Source organism: Bradyrhizobium sp. HKCCYLS3070 (assembly GCF_051167575.1).
Classification (GTDB): Bacteria; Pseudomonadota; Alphaproteobacteria; order Rhizobiales; family Xanthobacteraceae; genus Bradyrhizobium.
Genome location: NZ_JBNPTI010000001.1, coordinates 253040 through 266556 on the forward strand (window position 1 = coordinate 253040; position 13517 = coordinate 266556).

The window sequence follows — 13517 nt, forward strand, 5'->3', positions numbered from 1 at the left end:
ATGCCACCCGTTTTGCGCCGCGTCGTCATCGTATCGAGCGTTCTGGCGGCGGCCGCCGTCATCGCCTGGATGCTGATGCCCGGCCCCGTCCCGGTGGAGACGGCCGCGGTGACGAAAGGGCGGTTCGTTGCCACCGTCGAGGACGACGGCAAGACGCGGGTGCGCCAGCGCTACGTCGTGGCCGCGCCGCTCGCCGGCCGTCTCGGCCGCATCCGCTTCAAGGCCGGCGACCAGGTCAAGGCCGACGACGTGGTCGCCACAATCATGCCGGCGCCGGCGCCGCTGCTCGATCCGCGGGCCCGCCGCGAGGTCGAGGAGCTGCTCGGTGCGGCCGAGGCCAATGTCGAGCGCGCCAAGGAGGTAGTGGCCCGAGCGCAGGCGCAGAGCGCACAGGCGAGCGCCGATCTGGCGCGTACCACGGCGCTGGCCGCCAGCGGAGCCGCGACGGCGCAGGCCCGGGAGCGCGCCGAGCTCGCGATGCGGATTGCCGAACGTGACCTGCGCGCCGCCGAATATGCCGACCATGCCGCCGAGCACGAGCTCAGCCAGCTCAGGGCGATGCTGGCGCGCTACGGGAGCAAGACCGATGCCGATGCGCCGGCGGATAGCTGGAGCGTGACCGCGCCGGTCGGCGGGCTGGTGCTGAAAGTGATCCAGGAAAGCGAGACGACGGTGCAGCCAGGCGCGGCGCTGCTCGAGCTCGGCGATCCCCGTGATCTCGAAGTGGTCATCGACGTGCTGAGCACCGACGCGGTCGAGATCCGTCCCGGCGCCGAGGTCACGATCGATCGCTGGGGCGGGGCAGGCCGCCTGTCGGGCCGGGTTCGCCGGGTCGAGCCGGCGGCCTTCACGAAGATCTCCACGCTCGGCGTCGAGGAGCAGCGGGTCAACGTGCTGATCGACATCGTCTCGCCGGCCGAGCAATGGCAGCGGCTCGGCGATGCCTATCAGCTCGATGCGCAGATCGTCGTCTTCACGCAGGAGGATGCGACCATCGTTCCGACCGGCGCGCTGTTCAAGCGCGGTGACGACTGGTCGGTGTTCGCGCTGAAGGATGGGCGCGCCGAGTTGCGCACCGTCCGGCTCATCCGGCGCTCGGGCCGGTTCGCCGCCGTGGCCGACGGCGTCGCCAGCGGCGATGTCGTGATCATCTATCCCAGTGACCGGGTCGCCGCCGGCGTCAAGGTGGCGCCGCGCTGACCTGCGGCGGCCGCAGACGCGTTCCTCAGCGCTGCGACGCCAGTTGCCTGAGCCGGGCATGGCGCGCCAGCGCGTGTGCGACCAGGCTGTCCATCAGCGCCGGCTGGGGCAGGCCGGTGGCCTCCCACATCTTCGGGTACATGCTGATGTTGGTGAAGCCCGGCAGGGTGTTCACCTCGTTGACGTAGACCTCCTCGCCGCGGACGAAGAAGTCGACGCGCGCGAGACTCTCGCAGCAGAGCACGCCGAACACCTCGGTGGCCATTTTGCGGATGCGCGCGGCGAGAGCGGGTTCGACCTGCGCCGGGACGTGCAGCGAGGCGCCCTTGGCATCGGTGTATTTGGCCTCATAGGAATAGAAGCCGTGGCTGTCGGCGGGCACGATCTCGCCGAGCTCGGAGGCGGCGATCTCGCCGTCGGCATGCTCCAGCACCGCGCATTCGATCTCGCGCACCGGGCTGATGCAGCGCTCGATCAGGATCTTCAGGTCGAAGCGCAGCGCCAGGCGGCAGGCGGCTTCGAACTCCTCGGCGTTGCGCGCCTTGGAGATGCCGACGGAGGAGCCGAGATTGGCCGGCTTGACGAACAGCTCGGATGACCCGACGGCGTCGACCGCCGCCGCATAGGTCACAGGCGACGCTTCCGTCATGGTGACGAACGGCACGATCGGCAGGCCGGCATCGCGCAGCAGGCGCTTGGCGACGTCCTTGTCCATCGCCGCCGCCGATCCCATCACGCGGCCGCCGACATAGGCGACATCGGCGAGCTCCAGCGCGCCCTGCACGGTGCCGTCCTCGCCGTTCGGACCGTGCAGCACCGGAAACACGACGTCGAAGGCGAGCTCGCGCGGGGCGCCGTCGCCGATGACCAGCGCGCGGCCCTGGCCGGCCGGCAGCAGCACGATCTGCGGGCCGTCAGCGGGTACGGTCAGCGCCGCGCCTGTGCCGTCATTCGCAGCGTCGGCGAGCACCCAGCGTCCGTCGGTGGTGATGCCGATCAGCGTGACGGCGTAGCGGCCGGCATCGAGCGAGCGGACGATGTTGGCCGCCGAGGCCCGCGAGACGTCGTGCTCCGCCGAGCGCCCGCCGAACAGGATCGCCACGCGCGTCTTTGTCTCCGTCATCGTCCTCATCCAGCCCTGATCTCTGCGATGCGCGACCGTACAGCCAGAGGCCAACGCGTGGCAATTGAGGTGTTGTGTCGGGTGTGGTGGAAGGCGACGTCGTCATGCGGCGGCGCTCACCGCCAGCCGATCCCGCCGTCCGAGCACACCGACGTCGTGCCGCCGGCATGCATGCAGCTCCGATAGAGCGGCGGCTCGATGAAGCGGCCCGACCAGATGCCGCGGCCGGCGCGGCGGGCGGCGCGCTGATCGGCGGTGTAAACGCCGCGCGAATATTGCGGCTCCTCGACCGCAAGCCCGCGCGACACCATGAACTGGCCGAGATCCGTCGCGCCGGCGGCGCAACGCGCGACGATGCGGCCGTAGCGATCGCCATCGACCGGCAGGCAGCGCAGAACCTTGCTGCGCGTGAACGCGTCCAGCGTGTTGGCGGCCAGCGCGCCGCAGCGATATGGCTTGCGGTCGCGGCCGCGGCAGAGCTGCGCGCTTTCGGGCGCGTCGATGCCCCACAGGCGAATCCGTTCGCCGTGAATGTCCAGCGTGTCGCCATCGACGATGCTGACGCGGCCGACGAGCTCAGCGGCTGTGGCGGGGAAAGCGAGGAGAAGCGGCAGAACGAGGCAGGCGAGACGGGGGAGGAGACGTCGCAAGATCGGCACCTGTGGCGCTGAGAGGGGCGTGATCGCTCGCTGCGCGAATCGATCGCGGATCATCCCGATCTATAGCGAATGGGAGGTGCGCGATTGTGTGGCGAGCACCGCAACAGCAGCGGAGCGCAATCGGCGCAGTTCGTCCGGCGAGCGTCGCGGTTCAGCGCAGGCTCGCATTCTCTGCGTGCCCATCCCGTGCGCGCGCCGCGTGCTCGACCTCGGCGGCGAGCATGCTCAGATGCTCGGCCAGGCGCGCGAACAGCTCGCGCTTGTCGCGGTCGGTGGCGAGATCACGAATGAGGGCGCATTCCGCTGCGTCGGCCCGCAGCTTGTCCGGCTGGGTCATCAACTCTGACATGTTCCGCTTCCCTGCCGCGCCGGCAAGTTTTCGAAACAACGGATCGTCATGATTGTTCCGGGTGTCCATGCATTTTTTCGAGCGGCGCCGTCAGCGCCTGATCGGAGTACCTCTATGGGGATGCGAGATGACGCGACGCTCGGCATTCGACTGTCTATCGTTCACCGGGCCACCATGTCGAGGCCGGATGCGCGGCCGAGATCTTGGTCTCGCGCAATGCCACCAGCGCGCTGCGCTTGTAGGGACGACCGCGCAGCCGCGAGCAGTCCTGGCAGCGCATGTAGCGCTCGAGTTCATGGATTGGCGTCGTCTTGGCGCGCCTGATGATGTCGAGCGCAACGGTCTGATTGGTGTCGCAGCCGAGGCAGCGCACTTCGAGATAGTAATAGCCCGCGTTGAGCGCGTCGCCGAGCAGCGGCGACGGCTGCGCCGGTCCCTTGTAGCCGAGCATCCGCTTGTTCCAGGCGTCGCAGGCCAGACGATCCGCTTCCTTGCGCGCGCGCGCGGCCTGCTCCTGCGCGATGCGGATGCCGGCACCGTAGAGTCTCTCGCGCGATTTCGTCGTCATGACCGCCATGATCGACGCTGCGGCGCTCAGCGGCAAGCCGCTAGGGTTAGCGCAGCAAGAGGCGCTGGATACAAGCTCTCTCGCGTGCAGCGTTCCGATACCGTTGTCTTTCAGTTCATCGGCGCAGCCGGCGACGAGCTCATCATGCAACGTCCAGCATTCGTGCTGCGCCGACGCGACGCGGAGTAGCGCTGATGGTGTCGAGCAGAGGCGCTGCGGGCGCCAGGGGCCATGTAGTCACGCTCGCCGGTGGCGGCGCAGCGGTCGCTTCTCCCACCACGCGGCATGATGCGTTCCGTCTGGCGCAACAGGGCCGTCGAACGCAACGGCGCGGCAAAAGTTCCTAAAATTTTTGCGCCCATGCGGCAGTTGCTTCAGCTTGTTCCAGCAGGCGTCCGGCGATAGACCTTGCGCTCGGGGTCAATCGTGCGCGCGGGTCGGAGTTTCTCAGATTGGATCGTTCGGGGCAGACAGTGGTCGGCGACCACGTTTCTGCTCACCATGCTCGCCGTCGCGATTTCGACCGCGGGCCGGATCGGGCTGGACTATGCCGGCGCGACGCTGCCCTACGCGACGTTCTACCCTGCGGTGGTGTTCGCCGCGCTGCTCGGCGGCATTCCCGCGGCCATTTTTGCCGCCTGGCTGTCTGCCACCGTGGTGCTCGTCGGCTTCACCGATCGTCCGGATCATGCCGAGGCGATCAACCTCGTCGGATTCCTGAGCACCGCGGCGCTGATCATCTGGCTCGGGCATCTCTGTCGCGGCGCGCTGATGGAGCTGAAGCGCAGCGAGCATGCGCGCGAGTTGCTGCTCGGCGAGCTGAGACATCGCGTGAACAATCAGCTCGCGTTGTTTCAGGCGATCGTCAGATCGAGCCTGTCGGGCGAGGATCGCGCCAAAGGGGAAGCGATCGCGCTGCGGCTCGACGCCGTCGCGCGCGCCAATAGTCTCGCCTGGTCGGACCACCGCCTGATGACCTTGCGCATGCTGCTCGACGTCGAGCTGCAGCCGTATCGCGCCTCCGGCGCCGTGACGGTGGACGGCCCGGACATGCCGTTGGGGCCGGAAGCGGTGCGTAATCTCGCGCTGGTGTTCCACGAACTTGCGACCAATGCCGTCAAATACGGCGCGCTGCGCGGTCAGGGCGGACGGCTAGAGATCCAGATTGCGCAGGAAGGTGGTCGCGGCACCGTGGCCTGGCGCGAGCTCGGTCCGCACGCAATCGAGCCGCCTGGGAGCGAGGGATTCGGCACGCGCATGATCCGGGCGAGCCTCGCGGCGATCGGCGGCAGCATCGAGCAGGATTTTCGTGACGAGGGTCTGGTCTGCCGGATCAGGTTCGAAGCGGCGATGTGACGGCGGACCGGCGGTCGCCGCGCGCGGTTCCTCACAGGCTGTCGCATGTCTCGCGGCGCGTGGCATGGCTGCGATGCGAAACGCGCAGCGGCGCTGCTGCGTATGTGTTCGATGGAACGGCGCGACATGCTGCTGCTGGCTGGATTGCTGCTGCTGGCAATCACCATCACCTGGATTGGCACGGAATATGTGCTGAACCATGTCGTGATCCCGCTGATCGATGACTGAGAGCCGGCGGCGCCGCGACCATCGGATATGCGCGCGTTCGAATTGTCTGTCCGCCGCGCGGAACGGGGCTCGGCTTGATCGCCGGCACGAAACGCTTCACCATTCCCGGCAGAACAACGAAGCGGCGGCGCCGCGTGGGCGGGAGACATCGGATGCAATGTTACGAGCTGCAGGGGCCCGGCGGAATCGATGCGCTGGCGCTGGTCGACAAGCCCGTGCCGCAGCCGGGGAGGGGCGAGGTGCTGGTGCGGCTGACGGCCGCGAGCATCAACTATCGTGACCTGATCACGGTCAGGGGCGGCTACGGCTCGCGGCAGAAATTTCCGCTGGTGCCGCTGTCCGACGGCGCAGGCGTGGTCGAGGCGGTCGGTGAGGGCGCCACAGCATTCGCGGCCGGCGACCGAGTCATCGGCAGCTTCTTCGAGAGCTGGACCGGCGGCGAGCCGAGCGAAGCGAAGATGCGTGCGGCGCTGGGCGGCGCCGTCGACGGCACGTTGACGGAGTATCGGGTGTTTCCCATGCACGCGCTGGTGCGGACGCCGGCGCATCTCACCGACGTCGAGGCCGCGACATTGCCGTGCGCCGGCGTCACCGCCTGGAGCGCGGTGATCAAGCTCGGCGGCATCAGGCCCGGCCACACCGTGCTGACGCAAGGCAGCGGCGGCGTCTCGATCTTTGCGCTGCTGATCGCGAAGATGGCCGGCGCGCGGGTGGTCGCGACGTCGTCGAGCGACGCCAAGATCGCGCGGCTGAGGGCGCTCGGCGCCGACGTGGCGCTGAACTACAAGCAGGTGCCGGACTGGGGCAAGAAGGCGCGCGAGATCACCGGGCAGGGCGTCGATCTCGTGGTCGAGGTCGGCGGCGTCGGCACCTTGAACGAGTCGATCCGCGCCACCCGGATCGGCGGCACCATCGCCTTCATCGGCGTGCTCGCCGGTGCGCCGGCCTCGGAGCTGCGGCTGCCGCTGATGGTGATGCAGCAGCAGCGGCTGCAGGGCGTCACGGTCGGCTCGGTCGACGATCTCCAGGCGCTGGCGAACGCGCTGACGCTGCATCAGGTGAAGCCGGTGGTCGACCGCGTGTTTTCGTTCAGCGAGGCGCGCGAGGCGTTCCACTACATGGCGAGCGGCGCGCATCTCGGCAAGGTGACGATCGCGATCGGGGGATGAGTGACCACGCTGCTGTCGGCGACTGCGTCATCGAAGCAGGGCAGCGCTCTCTTAGCCTCACTCTCTCCGCCGTCATTCCGGGGCGCGTCGCGCAGCGGCGCGAGCCCGGAATCCATAGCCACAGGATGCTGTGCGACGCGAGCTGGCCGGTATGCTCGTCTTCGCCACATGCACAGTCGTGGTTATGGATTCCGGGCTCGTCGCTTCGCGCCGCCCCGGAATGACGGCGAGAGAAACGGGCTGCTAATGACGTGGCGGTTTGCGGTGCTGTTTTGGCAGCTTCAATTGCCAGCGGCCGTTGATGCGTTCGACAGAGGCCGGGAATGGCTTCATCTCGGTGCCAACCTTGAAGGTGGCGATGAGCTTGACGCGGTCGTCGCCGTCCCAGCCGTCGAACTCGTAGAAGGTGTAGTCGTCGTCAGGGGTGAGATAGGACCAGCCCCCCAGCTTGAGGTCGAACGGCGCGGCAACGATCTCCATCCCGTTGCCGCAGCCGGAGGGACCTTCGCTGGAGCAGACCGAAAACAGCCAGCGGCGGCTTGGCGAGGCGTGCGGCGGCGAATGGATCTTGGTCTCGATGCCGCGATTGAGCCACAGCAGCATCCATTGCACGCCTTCCCAATAGCCGATCTCGATCAGCAGGAGTTCGTGCTCCGGAAAGTAGCCGACGAGCTTGTACTCGACCGAGCCGTCCTCATGTCCGGGTAGGTCATCCGGAAGTCGGGTCACGTAGCTTCTGGTGAAACCATCCTTGAATGTGATTTCCAGCGACTTGCCGTTGCGCCTGACGACATCCTTCAACTGAGCGAGGCAGGCCTGCTCGTCGCGGTCGAGGTCGGCCTTGCCGGTGTCTCCTTTGCAGCGGCCGTCTTGTGAAGGATGCTCCGACATCGCGTAGGGGATGTCGGCCGAGGCCGCGGCCGGACCAATCGTGGTTGCCAGCGCGACAAGAAGCAAAACGAAGACGCATTGCATTTTATTGACCCAGCGTTGCCGCTTTGGGTTCAAAGCAGCGCTGGTGCGTACGGTCAACCTTTGATCGAATCGCCTGTCGGCTTCTTGCGCGCGGGCAGCGTCATCGCGATCACACCAATGAGGACACAGGTGAGGCCGATCAAGGCGGTCGGCGCGAGGTGCTCGTCGAGCCCGGCCACGGCGATCGCAACGCCGATCGGCACCCGCAGATAGGATTGCGCGGTGGCGCCGATCGAGCCGAGCGTCTGCACCAGGCGGAAATAGATCACCATCGCGGCCGCAGTCGAGACGGTCGCGAGCGCGGCCAGCGCCAGCACCGAGCGCAGTGACGGTGCCAGCGTCCACGGATGGTCGACGACCAGCGCAAGCGGGATCAGCACCGCGGCGCCAGACAGCAGCGATCCCGCGGCCGGCAACATCGGATCGAGTCCCTTGAAGCTCTTTCCCATGATCGCCGCACCCGCATAGCAGATGGTGGCGGCGACGATCGCAATCTGCGCCCACAGCTCGCGGCCAAGCCCGCCCAGCGCCTCGGTGCCGACGATGAGGCAGGTGCCGGCGAGTCCGGCGGCGACGCCGACCAGCTTGCGCAGGGTGACAGGCTCGTGGTGCGTCACCAGCGCGGTCAGCAGGAAGGTGAAGATCGGAGAGGTCGCGTTGAGGATCGTCGCAAGACCCGCCTCGACGGTGCGCTCGGCCCAGGCGATCAGCGTGAACGGCACGACGCTGTTGAGACCGGCCTGGATCACGAAGCGACGCCAAATCGTCCGGTCACGTGGCCAAGCGAGGCCGCGGCTTCGGATGATCGCGGCCAGCAGCAGCCCCGCAATCAGCGTGCGCACGGCGATCAGGGTCAGCGGCGGAATGGTTTCGACGCCGATCTTGATGAAGGTGTATGAGGCGCCCCACAAGGTGGACAGAACGAGCAGGAGGGCGAATTCTGTCGTGAGATCGGAGCGGCTCTGCATGGTGCCTCGCGGGCGGGAGAATGGCTTCTCCTAGCCGGGCGGCGGCGCGTGATGTTTCGATACGGGGCGAACTGTTCGTGGAAGGAAACCGAAGCCATTCCGATCGGTGCATTGCGTCCCTGGACGCTTCGCTGGCGCTCGCGATGACGGAGCCTGTGGGGCCGGCGATGTCAGCCACACCCGTCATTGCGAGCGGAGCGAAGCAATCCAGACTGGCGATCCGATGAAGATCCTGGATTGCTTCGTCGCCTACGGCTCCTCGCAATGACGCCGTTGCGAGCTTGCGCGGTCGCTCCGATCAGTTCGCCGGCATGCTCTTCTCGACCAGCTTCACCCAGTACGATGCGCCGGCGCTGAGGATGTTGTCGTTGAAGCGGTAGGCCGGGTGGTGGCATTCGTTGCCGGGGCCCATGCCGAGGAACACGAAGGCGCCCGGGCGCGCCTCCAGCATGAACGCGAAATCCTCGCCGCCCATCAGCGGAATGGCGCGGTCGTTGACGCGCTCAGCGCCGGCGACGTCGCGGGCGACGTCGGCGGCGAAAGCCGCCTGCGCAGGGTGATTCATCGTCACCGGATATTTGCGCTCGTAGATCGCCTCGGCCGAGCCGCCATAGGCGCGCGCGGTGGCCTCGGCGACCTCGACGATGCGCCTCTCGACGAGATCGCGGATCTCCGGATCGAGCGTGCGCACGGTGCCCAGCATCTCGACCGTCTCGGGGATCACGTTGAAGGTGGTGCCGCCATGGATCGAGCACACCGAGATCACCGCCGACTTCAAGGGATCGACGTTGCGGGCGACGATCGACTGCAGCGCGTTGACGATCTGCGAGGCGATCAGGATGCTGTCGACCGCCCGGTGCGGGCCGGCACCGCCATGGCCGCCCTTGCCGGTGACCTTGATGTGGATCGCATCAGCCGAGGCCAGCATCGCGCCGGGCGAGATTTCGAAATGGCCTTCGGGCACGCCCGGCATGTTGTGCATGCCGTAGACCTCCTGGATGCCCCAGCGCGTCATCAGCCCGTCATCGACCATCGCCTTGCCGCCGGCGCCGCCTTCCTCGGCCGGCTGGAAGATGACGATGGCGGTGCCGTCGAAATTGCGGGTCTCGGCGAGATATTTCGCAGCGCCCAGCAGCATCGCGGTGTGGCCGTCGTGGCCGCAGGCATGCATCAGGCCCGGCGTCTTCGAGGCGTAGGGAACGCCAGAGGTTTCCTCGATCGGGAGCGCATCCATGTCGGCGCGCAGGCCGATGGTCTTGCCCGAGGCCGACTTGCGGCCGCGGATCACGCCGACCACGCCGGTGCGGCCGATGCCCGTCACCACCTCGTCGCAGCCGAATGCGCGCAGCTTGTCGGCGACGATGCCGGCGGTGCGATGCACCTCGTACAGCAGCTCGGGATGTTCGTGGAAGTCGTGGCGCCAAGCGGCCATTTCGTCGGAGAGCGCGGCGATGCTGTTGAGGATGGGCATGAGGACCGGATGACTCGCTGAAGTGGATCGGGACGCTGCAGTGGATGCGGCCAAGCCAGCCGGCAGCACCGCGCGGTGACCGACTATGACCCGGTCAAAAAAGCCAGGCAAGTTGCCGCCGGCCATGGCGCCATGCGCGGATGCGCGGTCACCTCGACGGACCACGCCGGGCGTTCCGGATTGCGGAACGGGAGTCAGGTGAGCGGGGCGGGGGCCGGCACGCGGGGATATTTGCGCTCGGGTGGTACCTCCAGGCGGAAGGCCCGCAGCTTCGGCTCGTCCCACGCCGCCAATGGCGTGCCGCAGACGCCGCAGTCGAACCGCCCGGCAGCGCCAATGGCGGAGGTCGATTCCGCGATCTCGTAGGCGGCACGGCAATGGGGACACGTCACGCTGGATATCTTCATGAGATCACGCTCCCAAACAGCTCGACCAGACGCCTTGAACCAGATCAATGCGGTCCATGAACCGACGTCACCGCGTCCGGCCGTCACGCCTCCTCGGCCTGCCATGGCGTCGGCGCCTTGGTGAAGGCGCGCCACGCCTCGCGCAACGGCTCCTCCACGCCGGCCATGGCATGCGACTGCCAGCCGGTGATCGCGGCAGCCGCGATCGCCGCCTCGGTGGAGGTGGTGCCGAGGGTCTCGATCACGCCGGCGGTGACCGCCATGTCGTTGTAGTGGCCAAGCTGCTCCTGGAAGCCGGCGAGCGTCCTGGCATATTTCTTCGCCGATTTGCTCGCGCCGTAGAGCGCCAGCAGGAAGTCGATGCTGTAGCGCAGCTTCTTCAGCGCGAGACGCAGCCGGTGGCGCCGCTCGGCCGACAGCTTCTTGAAGCGGCGGCCGCGCTTGAGCACCTTCTGGTGGCGCTCCGACAGAACAGGCCCGGCAAAATCGATCGCGGGCGCCGCGAGGCGTCGGAGATCGTCGGGGGAGACGTCGTTGCGCCAGCCGCGGGTCTCGATCCATTCGCCGAGGCCGAGCACGAAAGCGGCGCAGCGGCGCTCGGCAAGCGCGATGCGCAGCGTGCGATAGGCGAGATCGCGGCGCCGCTCGGCGAGCGCCCGGAGCGAGTCGAAGCCTGCAACAGTGGGGCAGGCCTCGGCGATCTCGGGCAGCGTATCGGTCAGGAACACGTCGAGGTCGCGCGCCGCCGAGAGGCTCTGTGCCAGCCAGCGCGCATCCGCCTCAAGACCGTCGAGCGTCGCCGAGGTCCCGAGCGGCCGCATCAGGTGCAGCGCGGCGCGCAGGCGGCGCAGCGCCACCCGCAACTGATGCACGCCTTCCGTATCGCGTCCGTCCTCTGCCGCAGGCATGGCCTGCAGCAGATGATGCAGGCTGCCGCGCAGGACGAGGGCGAAGCTCTCGTCGAGAGACACCGCCGGATCGAGGCGCAGCTTGGGCGGCTTTTCGGCCCCCGGCGCTGCTCCGGCTGCGAGGTCGAAACCGCGCGCCGATTTGCTGCGGATCGAAGGTCTGATCGGTCCGTGATCGGCGATGCGCTGTGCGATCTCGTAGATGGCGGCGGGGTTGCCGCTCTTGAGCTCCAGCTCGATCTCGCTCACGATCTCACGGTGCTCGCCGGCCTTGATGACACCGCTGTCGAACGCGATCTCGATCGTCGCGCCGGGCACGTCGAGCATGCGCGCGTGACGATGCACGTCGGCCGTGAACACCGCCTCGAGCGTTGCCTCGGCCAGCGCGGAGCGAAGCTCCTCCGGCAGCAGCGCGGCCGCCAGCACCGGATCGGGCGCCAGCGAGCTGACGCTGGCCTCCCACTCTCCGCGCTTGAGCGGGTCGTCGCTGTGCTGCTCTTTCACGGTCTGCACGAAGCGCGAGCCGCTCTGGCGCACCCGCAAGGTGAAGCCGTTCTTCCACAGCATGCGCTTCGGCGTGTCGTAGTAGACCGATGTCAGATGCTTGCGCGAGCCCTTGTTGCGCGCATGCGCGGTGACGACCGGTGCGTTGTTGAAGCCGGCGAGTTGATCGGGCGCGACGAGGAGTTTCAGCTCGATCTCGTGGCCGCTGCCGGCCGCCGGATCCGGCAAGGACGGCGCCGCGACCTCCACGCCAAGCGCTGCGGCATCCTCCTGCGTGGCCGCGTGATCGGCTAGGTGCTGCGCAGTCAAGCGATCGGCGGCGCCACCGGGATCGCTGCTCGCCGACTCACCACTCTCCCGCACGCCGACCGCATGGCCACTGCCGTGGATCGACGCCGGTGCGTTCGAATCGGGCATGTGTCGATTCTGTAACCGTTTAATGACAGTCATCTCTCGTATAGCTGCAGCCGGCACAAAGGGACAGTGGCATTTCTCGCAGGCCGTCGACGATGCGCGACGCGCCAGAGCTTACCGGTCGCATTTTTTGTTGCTGCTTCAATGACAAGTGCTCGCGCTTGCGGCCGGCAGGTGCTCACGAAGATATGTCCGTCGCAGCCGCAATGCACCGTCGTGCGGCCGCGCCGCCACAGGCGGAACCTCAGATCGAGCCGGTGAGCATGAAACGCGTGGCGATGAAGACGGCGGCTGCGGTGGTCGCAATGCTCGCGGCGGCCACGAGGCCGCGGCCGCGACGCGCCAGCGCGCGGGAGCGCTCGCGCGGATCCTGCGCCGGATCGACGGATGCGCGCCGGCTGCGCCGATGGCGTACCGCCTGCACCCAGAAGGCAAGCGCAGCGATGCCGGTTACCACTGCAAATACGGTCGTCACGCCTGCGGCAAAGCCGAGATCGACACCGACGCTTTCCAACATCGCCCGCAGATGCACAGCTAAGCGGGCCAGGAGAGTTGCGGCATAGTCGGCTGCTGCAGCGCCGGTGTAGAGCAGAACGGCAGTCCAGACCACCGCAGCCATCGCAATCAGGATCGACACCAGCACGGCGAGGCCGTCGCCTGCCATGAAGCCGATCGAGGCGGCGATCAGCGCCAGCGCCGGCATCACGTTGCCCATCGGGATCGGCAGGATGATGGTGACCGCCATCAGAAGCAGCGGCAGCGCGAGCAGCATCCGCGCCGGCCGGCCGGTCAGCCAGACCAGCCGGTCCTCGCGCAGGCCGCGTTCGGCATAGCCCGCCCAGTCGAGACCGGCGCGGATGATCTTGCGCAGCAGCCGCTGCGGCACCGGCCGGCTGCGCAACTGTTCGGGCAGCCATAGCCGCTCGGCGCCGAACAGGATCTGCAGCGCGACCAGCGCGACAAAGGTGCCGAACACCATGCCGAATGGGCCCGGCAACGGGATCAGCGCCGGCAGGGTCAGCAGCAGCAGGGTCAGGCCAAGACCTTCCGATTCCAGCCGGTCGAACAACTCGCCGATCGACGGTTCCTCGGACCGCACCGTCCGGGCGATCGCGAGCAGCCGGCGGCTGATCGGCCCGTTGTGACGGCGCGGCGCCGAGGAGTCCTCGTCGTCGGATGCGACATCATTCACTGCCACGCAGCAACCTCTTGTCCTTT

14 protein-coding genes are annotated in these 13517 nt (G+C 67.7%); 4 read left to right on the forward strand and 10 right to left on the reverse strand.

Going from position 1 to position 13517, the window contains the following annotated elements; genetic code table 11:
* Positions 1 to 1200 (forward strand): efflux RND transporter periplasmic adaptor subunit, encoded by a 1200-nt coding sequence (locus tag ACQR03_RS01110; RefSeq protein ID WP_316202224.1) that lies wholly within the window; start codon positions 1 to 3, stop codon positions 1198 to 1200.
* 25 nt (positions 1201 to 1225) lie between these two features.
* Here ACQR03_RS01110 and ACQR03_RS01115 read toward each other — a convergent pair whose 3' ends face one another.
* From ACQR03_RS01115 to ACQR03_RS01130, 4 genes are all read right to left on the reverse strand, one after another.
* On the reverse strand, positions 1226 to 2323 hold the full coding sequence (locus tag ACQR03_RS01115; protein WP_434841537.1) for a D-alanine--D-alanine ligase family protein: 1098 nt from the start codon (positions 2321 to 2323) through the stop codon (positions 1226 to 1228).
* Between the two features lie 116 nt (positions 2324 to 2439).
* Complete coding sequence (locus ACQR03_RS01120) at positions 2440 to 2976, reverse strand: thermonuclease family protein (protein WP_316185395.1); 537 nt, start codon at positions 2974 to 2976, stop codon at positions 2440 to 2442.
* 157 nt (positions 2977 to 3133) lie between these two features.
* Positions 3134 to 3319: a hypothetical protein gene (locus tag ACQR03_RS01125; RefSeq protein ID WP_315714985.1), complete on the reverse strand. Its 186-nt coding sequence runs from the start codon at positions 3317 to 3319 to the stop codon at positions 3134 to 3136.
* A gap of 166 nt (positions 3320 to 3485) precedes the next feature.
* Complete coding sequence (locus ACQR03_RS01130; protein ID WP_315714984.1) at positions 3486 to 3899, reverse strand: hypothetical protein; 414 nt, start codon at positions 3897 to 3899, stop codon at positions 3486 to 3488.
* A 501-nt stretch (positions 3900 to 4400) separates the two neighbouring features.
* On the opposite strand from ACQR03_RS01130, the gene ACQR03_RS01135 reads away from it, so the two are divergent.
* From ACQR03_RS01135 to ACQR03_RS01145, 3 genes are all read left to right on the forward strand, one after another.
* On the forward strand, positions 4401 to 5255 hold the full coding sequence (locus tag ACQR03_RS01135; RefSeq protein WP_316170307.1) for an HWE histidine kinase domain-containing protein: 855 nt from the start codon (positions 4401 to 4403) through the stop codon (positions 5253 to 5255).
* Between the two features lie 45 nt (positions 5256 to 5300).
* Positions 5301 to 5483: a hypothetical protein gene (locus ACQR03_RS01140; protein WP_316185263.1), complete on the forward strand. Its 183-nt coding sequence runs from the start codon at positions 5301 to 5303 to the stop codon at positions 5481 to 5483.
* A 152-nt stretch (positions 5484 to 5635) separates the two neighbouring features.
* On the forward strand, positions 5636 to 6652 hold the full coding sequence (locus ACQR03_RS01145; RefSeq protein ID WP_434841536.1) for a zinc-dependent alcohol dehydrogenase family protein: 1017 nt from the start codon (positions 5636 to 5638) through the stop codon (positions 6650 to 6652).
* A gap of 243 nt (positions 6653 to 6895) precedes the next feature.
* Here ACQR03_RS01145 and ACQR03_RS01150 read toward each other — a convergent pair whose 3' ends face one another.
* The 6 genes from ACQR03_RS01150 to ACQR03_RS01175 all read right to left on the reverse strand — a co-directional run bounded on the left by ACQR03_RS01150 (position 6896) and on the right by ACQR03_RS01175 (position 13497).
* Positions 6896 to 7627 (reverse strand): hypothetical protein, encoded by a 732-nt coding sequence (locus ACQR03_RS01150; RefSeq protein WP_316185267.1) that lies wholly within the window; start codon positions 7625 to 7627, stop codon positions 6896 to 6898.
* Between the two features lie 53 nt (positions 7628 to 7680).
* Positions 7681 to 8595, reverse strand: a complete 915-nt coding sequence (locus ACQR03_RS01155) for a DMT family transporter (protein WP_316185268.1) — start codon at positions 8593 to 8595, stop codon at positions 7681 to 7683.
* A gap of 298 nt (positions 8596 to 8893) precedes the next feature.
* Positions 8894 to 10066: a M20 aminoacylase family protein gene (locus tag ACQR03_RS01160; RefSeq protein ID WP_316185270.1), complete on the reverse strand. Its 1173-nt coding sequence runs from the start codon at positions 10064 to 10066 to the stop codon at positions 8894 to 8896.
* Between the two features lie 194 nt (positions 10067 to 10260).
* Entirely contained in the window at positions 10261 to 10473 is a 213-nt protein-coding gene (locus ACQR03_RS01165) for an MJ0042-type zinc finger domain-containing protein (RefSeq protein ID WP_315749332.1), read from the reverse strand.
* Positions 10474 to 10556: 83 nt separating this feature from the next.
* Positions 10557 to 12302: a CHAD domain-containing protein gene (locus ACQR03_RS01170; protein ID WP_434841535.1), complete on the reverse strand. Its 1746-nt coding sequence runs from the start codon at positions 12300 to 12302 to the stop codon at positions 10557 to 10559.
* Between the two features lie 241 nt (positions 12303 to 12543).
* The gene (locus tag ACQR03_RS01175; protein ID WP_434841534.1) at positions 12544 to 13497 is read right to left on the reverse strand and encodes an exopolysaccharide biosynthesis protein; all 954 of its coding nucleotides are present in this window, start codon (positions 13495 to 13497) and stop codon (positions 12544 to 12546) included.
* Between the last annotated feature and the right edge of the window lie 20 nt (positions 13498 to 13517).

Bases quoted from the DNA above. Each gene is read 5' to 3' on its own strand.
- ACQR03_RS01110 (WP_316202224.1), top strand. From the start codon at position 1: ATGCCACCCGTTTTGCGCCGCGTCGTCATCGTATCGAGCGTTCTGGCG.
- ACQR03_RS01115 (WP_434841537.1), bottom strand. From the start codon at position 2,323: ATGACGGAGACAAAGACGCGCGTGGCGATCCTGTTCGGCGGGCGCTCG.
- ACQR03_RS01125 (WP_315714985.1), bottom strand. From the start codon at position 3,319: ATGACCCAGCCGGACAAGCTGCGGGCCGACGCAGCGGAATGCGCCCTC.
- ACQR03_RS01130 (WP_315714984.1), bottom strand. From the start codon at position 3,899: ATGACGACGAAATCGCGCGAGAGACTCTACGGTGCCGGCATCCGCATC.
- ACQR03_RS01135 (WP_316170307.1), top strand. From the start codon at position 4,401: ATGCTCGCCGTCGCGATTTCGACCGCGGGCCGGATCGGGCTGGACTAT.
- ACQR03_RS01140 (WP_316185263.1), top strand. From the start codon at position 5,301: ATGTCTCGCGGCGCGTGGCATGGCTGCGATGCGAAACGCGCAGCGGCG.
- ACQR03_RS01145 (WP_434841536.1), top strand. From the start codon at position 5,636: ATGCAATGTTACGAGCTGCAGGGGCCCGGCGGAATCGATGCGCTGGCG.
- ACQR03_RS01150 (WP_316185267.1), bottom strand. From the start codon at position 7,627: ATGCAATGCGTCTTCGTTTTGCTTCTTGTCGCGCTGGCAACCACGATT.
- ACQR03_RS01155 (WP_316185268.1), bottom strand. From the start codon at position 8,595: ATGCAGAGCCGCTCCGATCTCACGACAGAATTCGCCCTCCTGCTCGTT.
- ACQR03_RS01160 (WP_316185270.1), bottom strand. From the start codon at position 10,066: ATGCCCATCCTCAACAGCATCGCCGCGCTCTCCGACGAAATGGCCGCT.
- ACQR03_RS01165 (WP_315749332.1), bottom strand. From the start codon at position 10,473: ATGAAGATATCCAGCGTGACGTGTCCCCATTGCCGTGCCGCCTACGAG.
- ACQR03_RS01170 (WP_434841535.1), bottom strand. From the start codon at position 12,302: ATGCCCGATTCGAACGCACCGGCGTCGATCCACGGCAGTGGCCATGCG.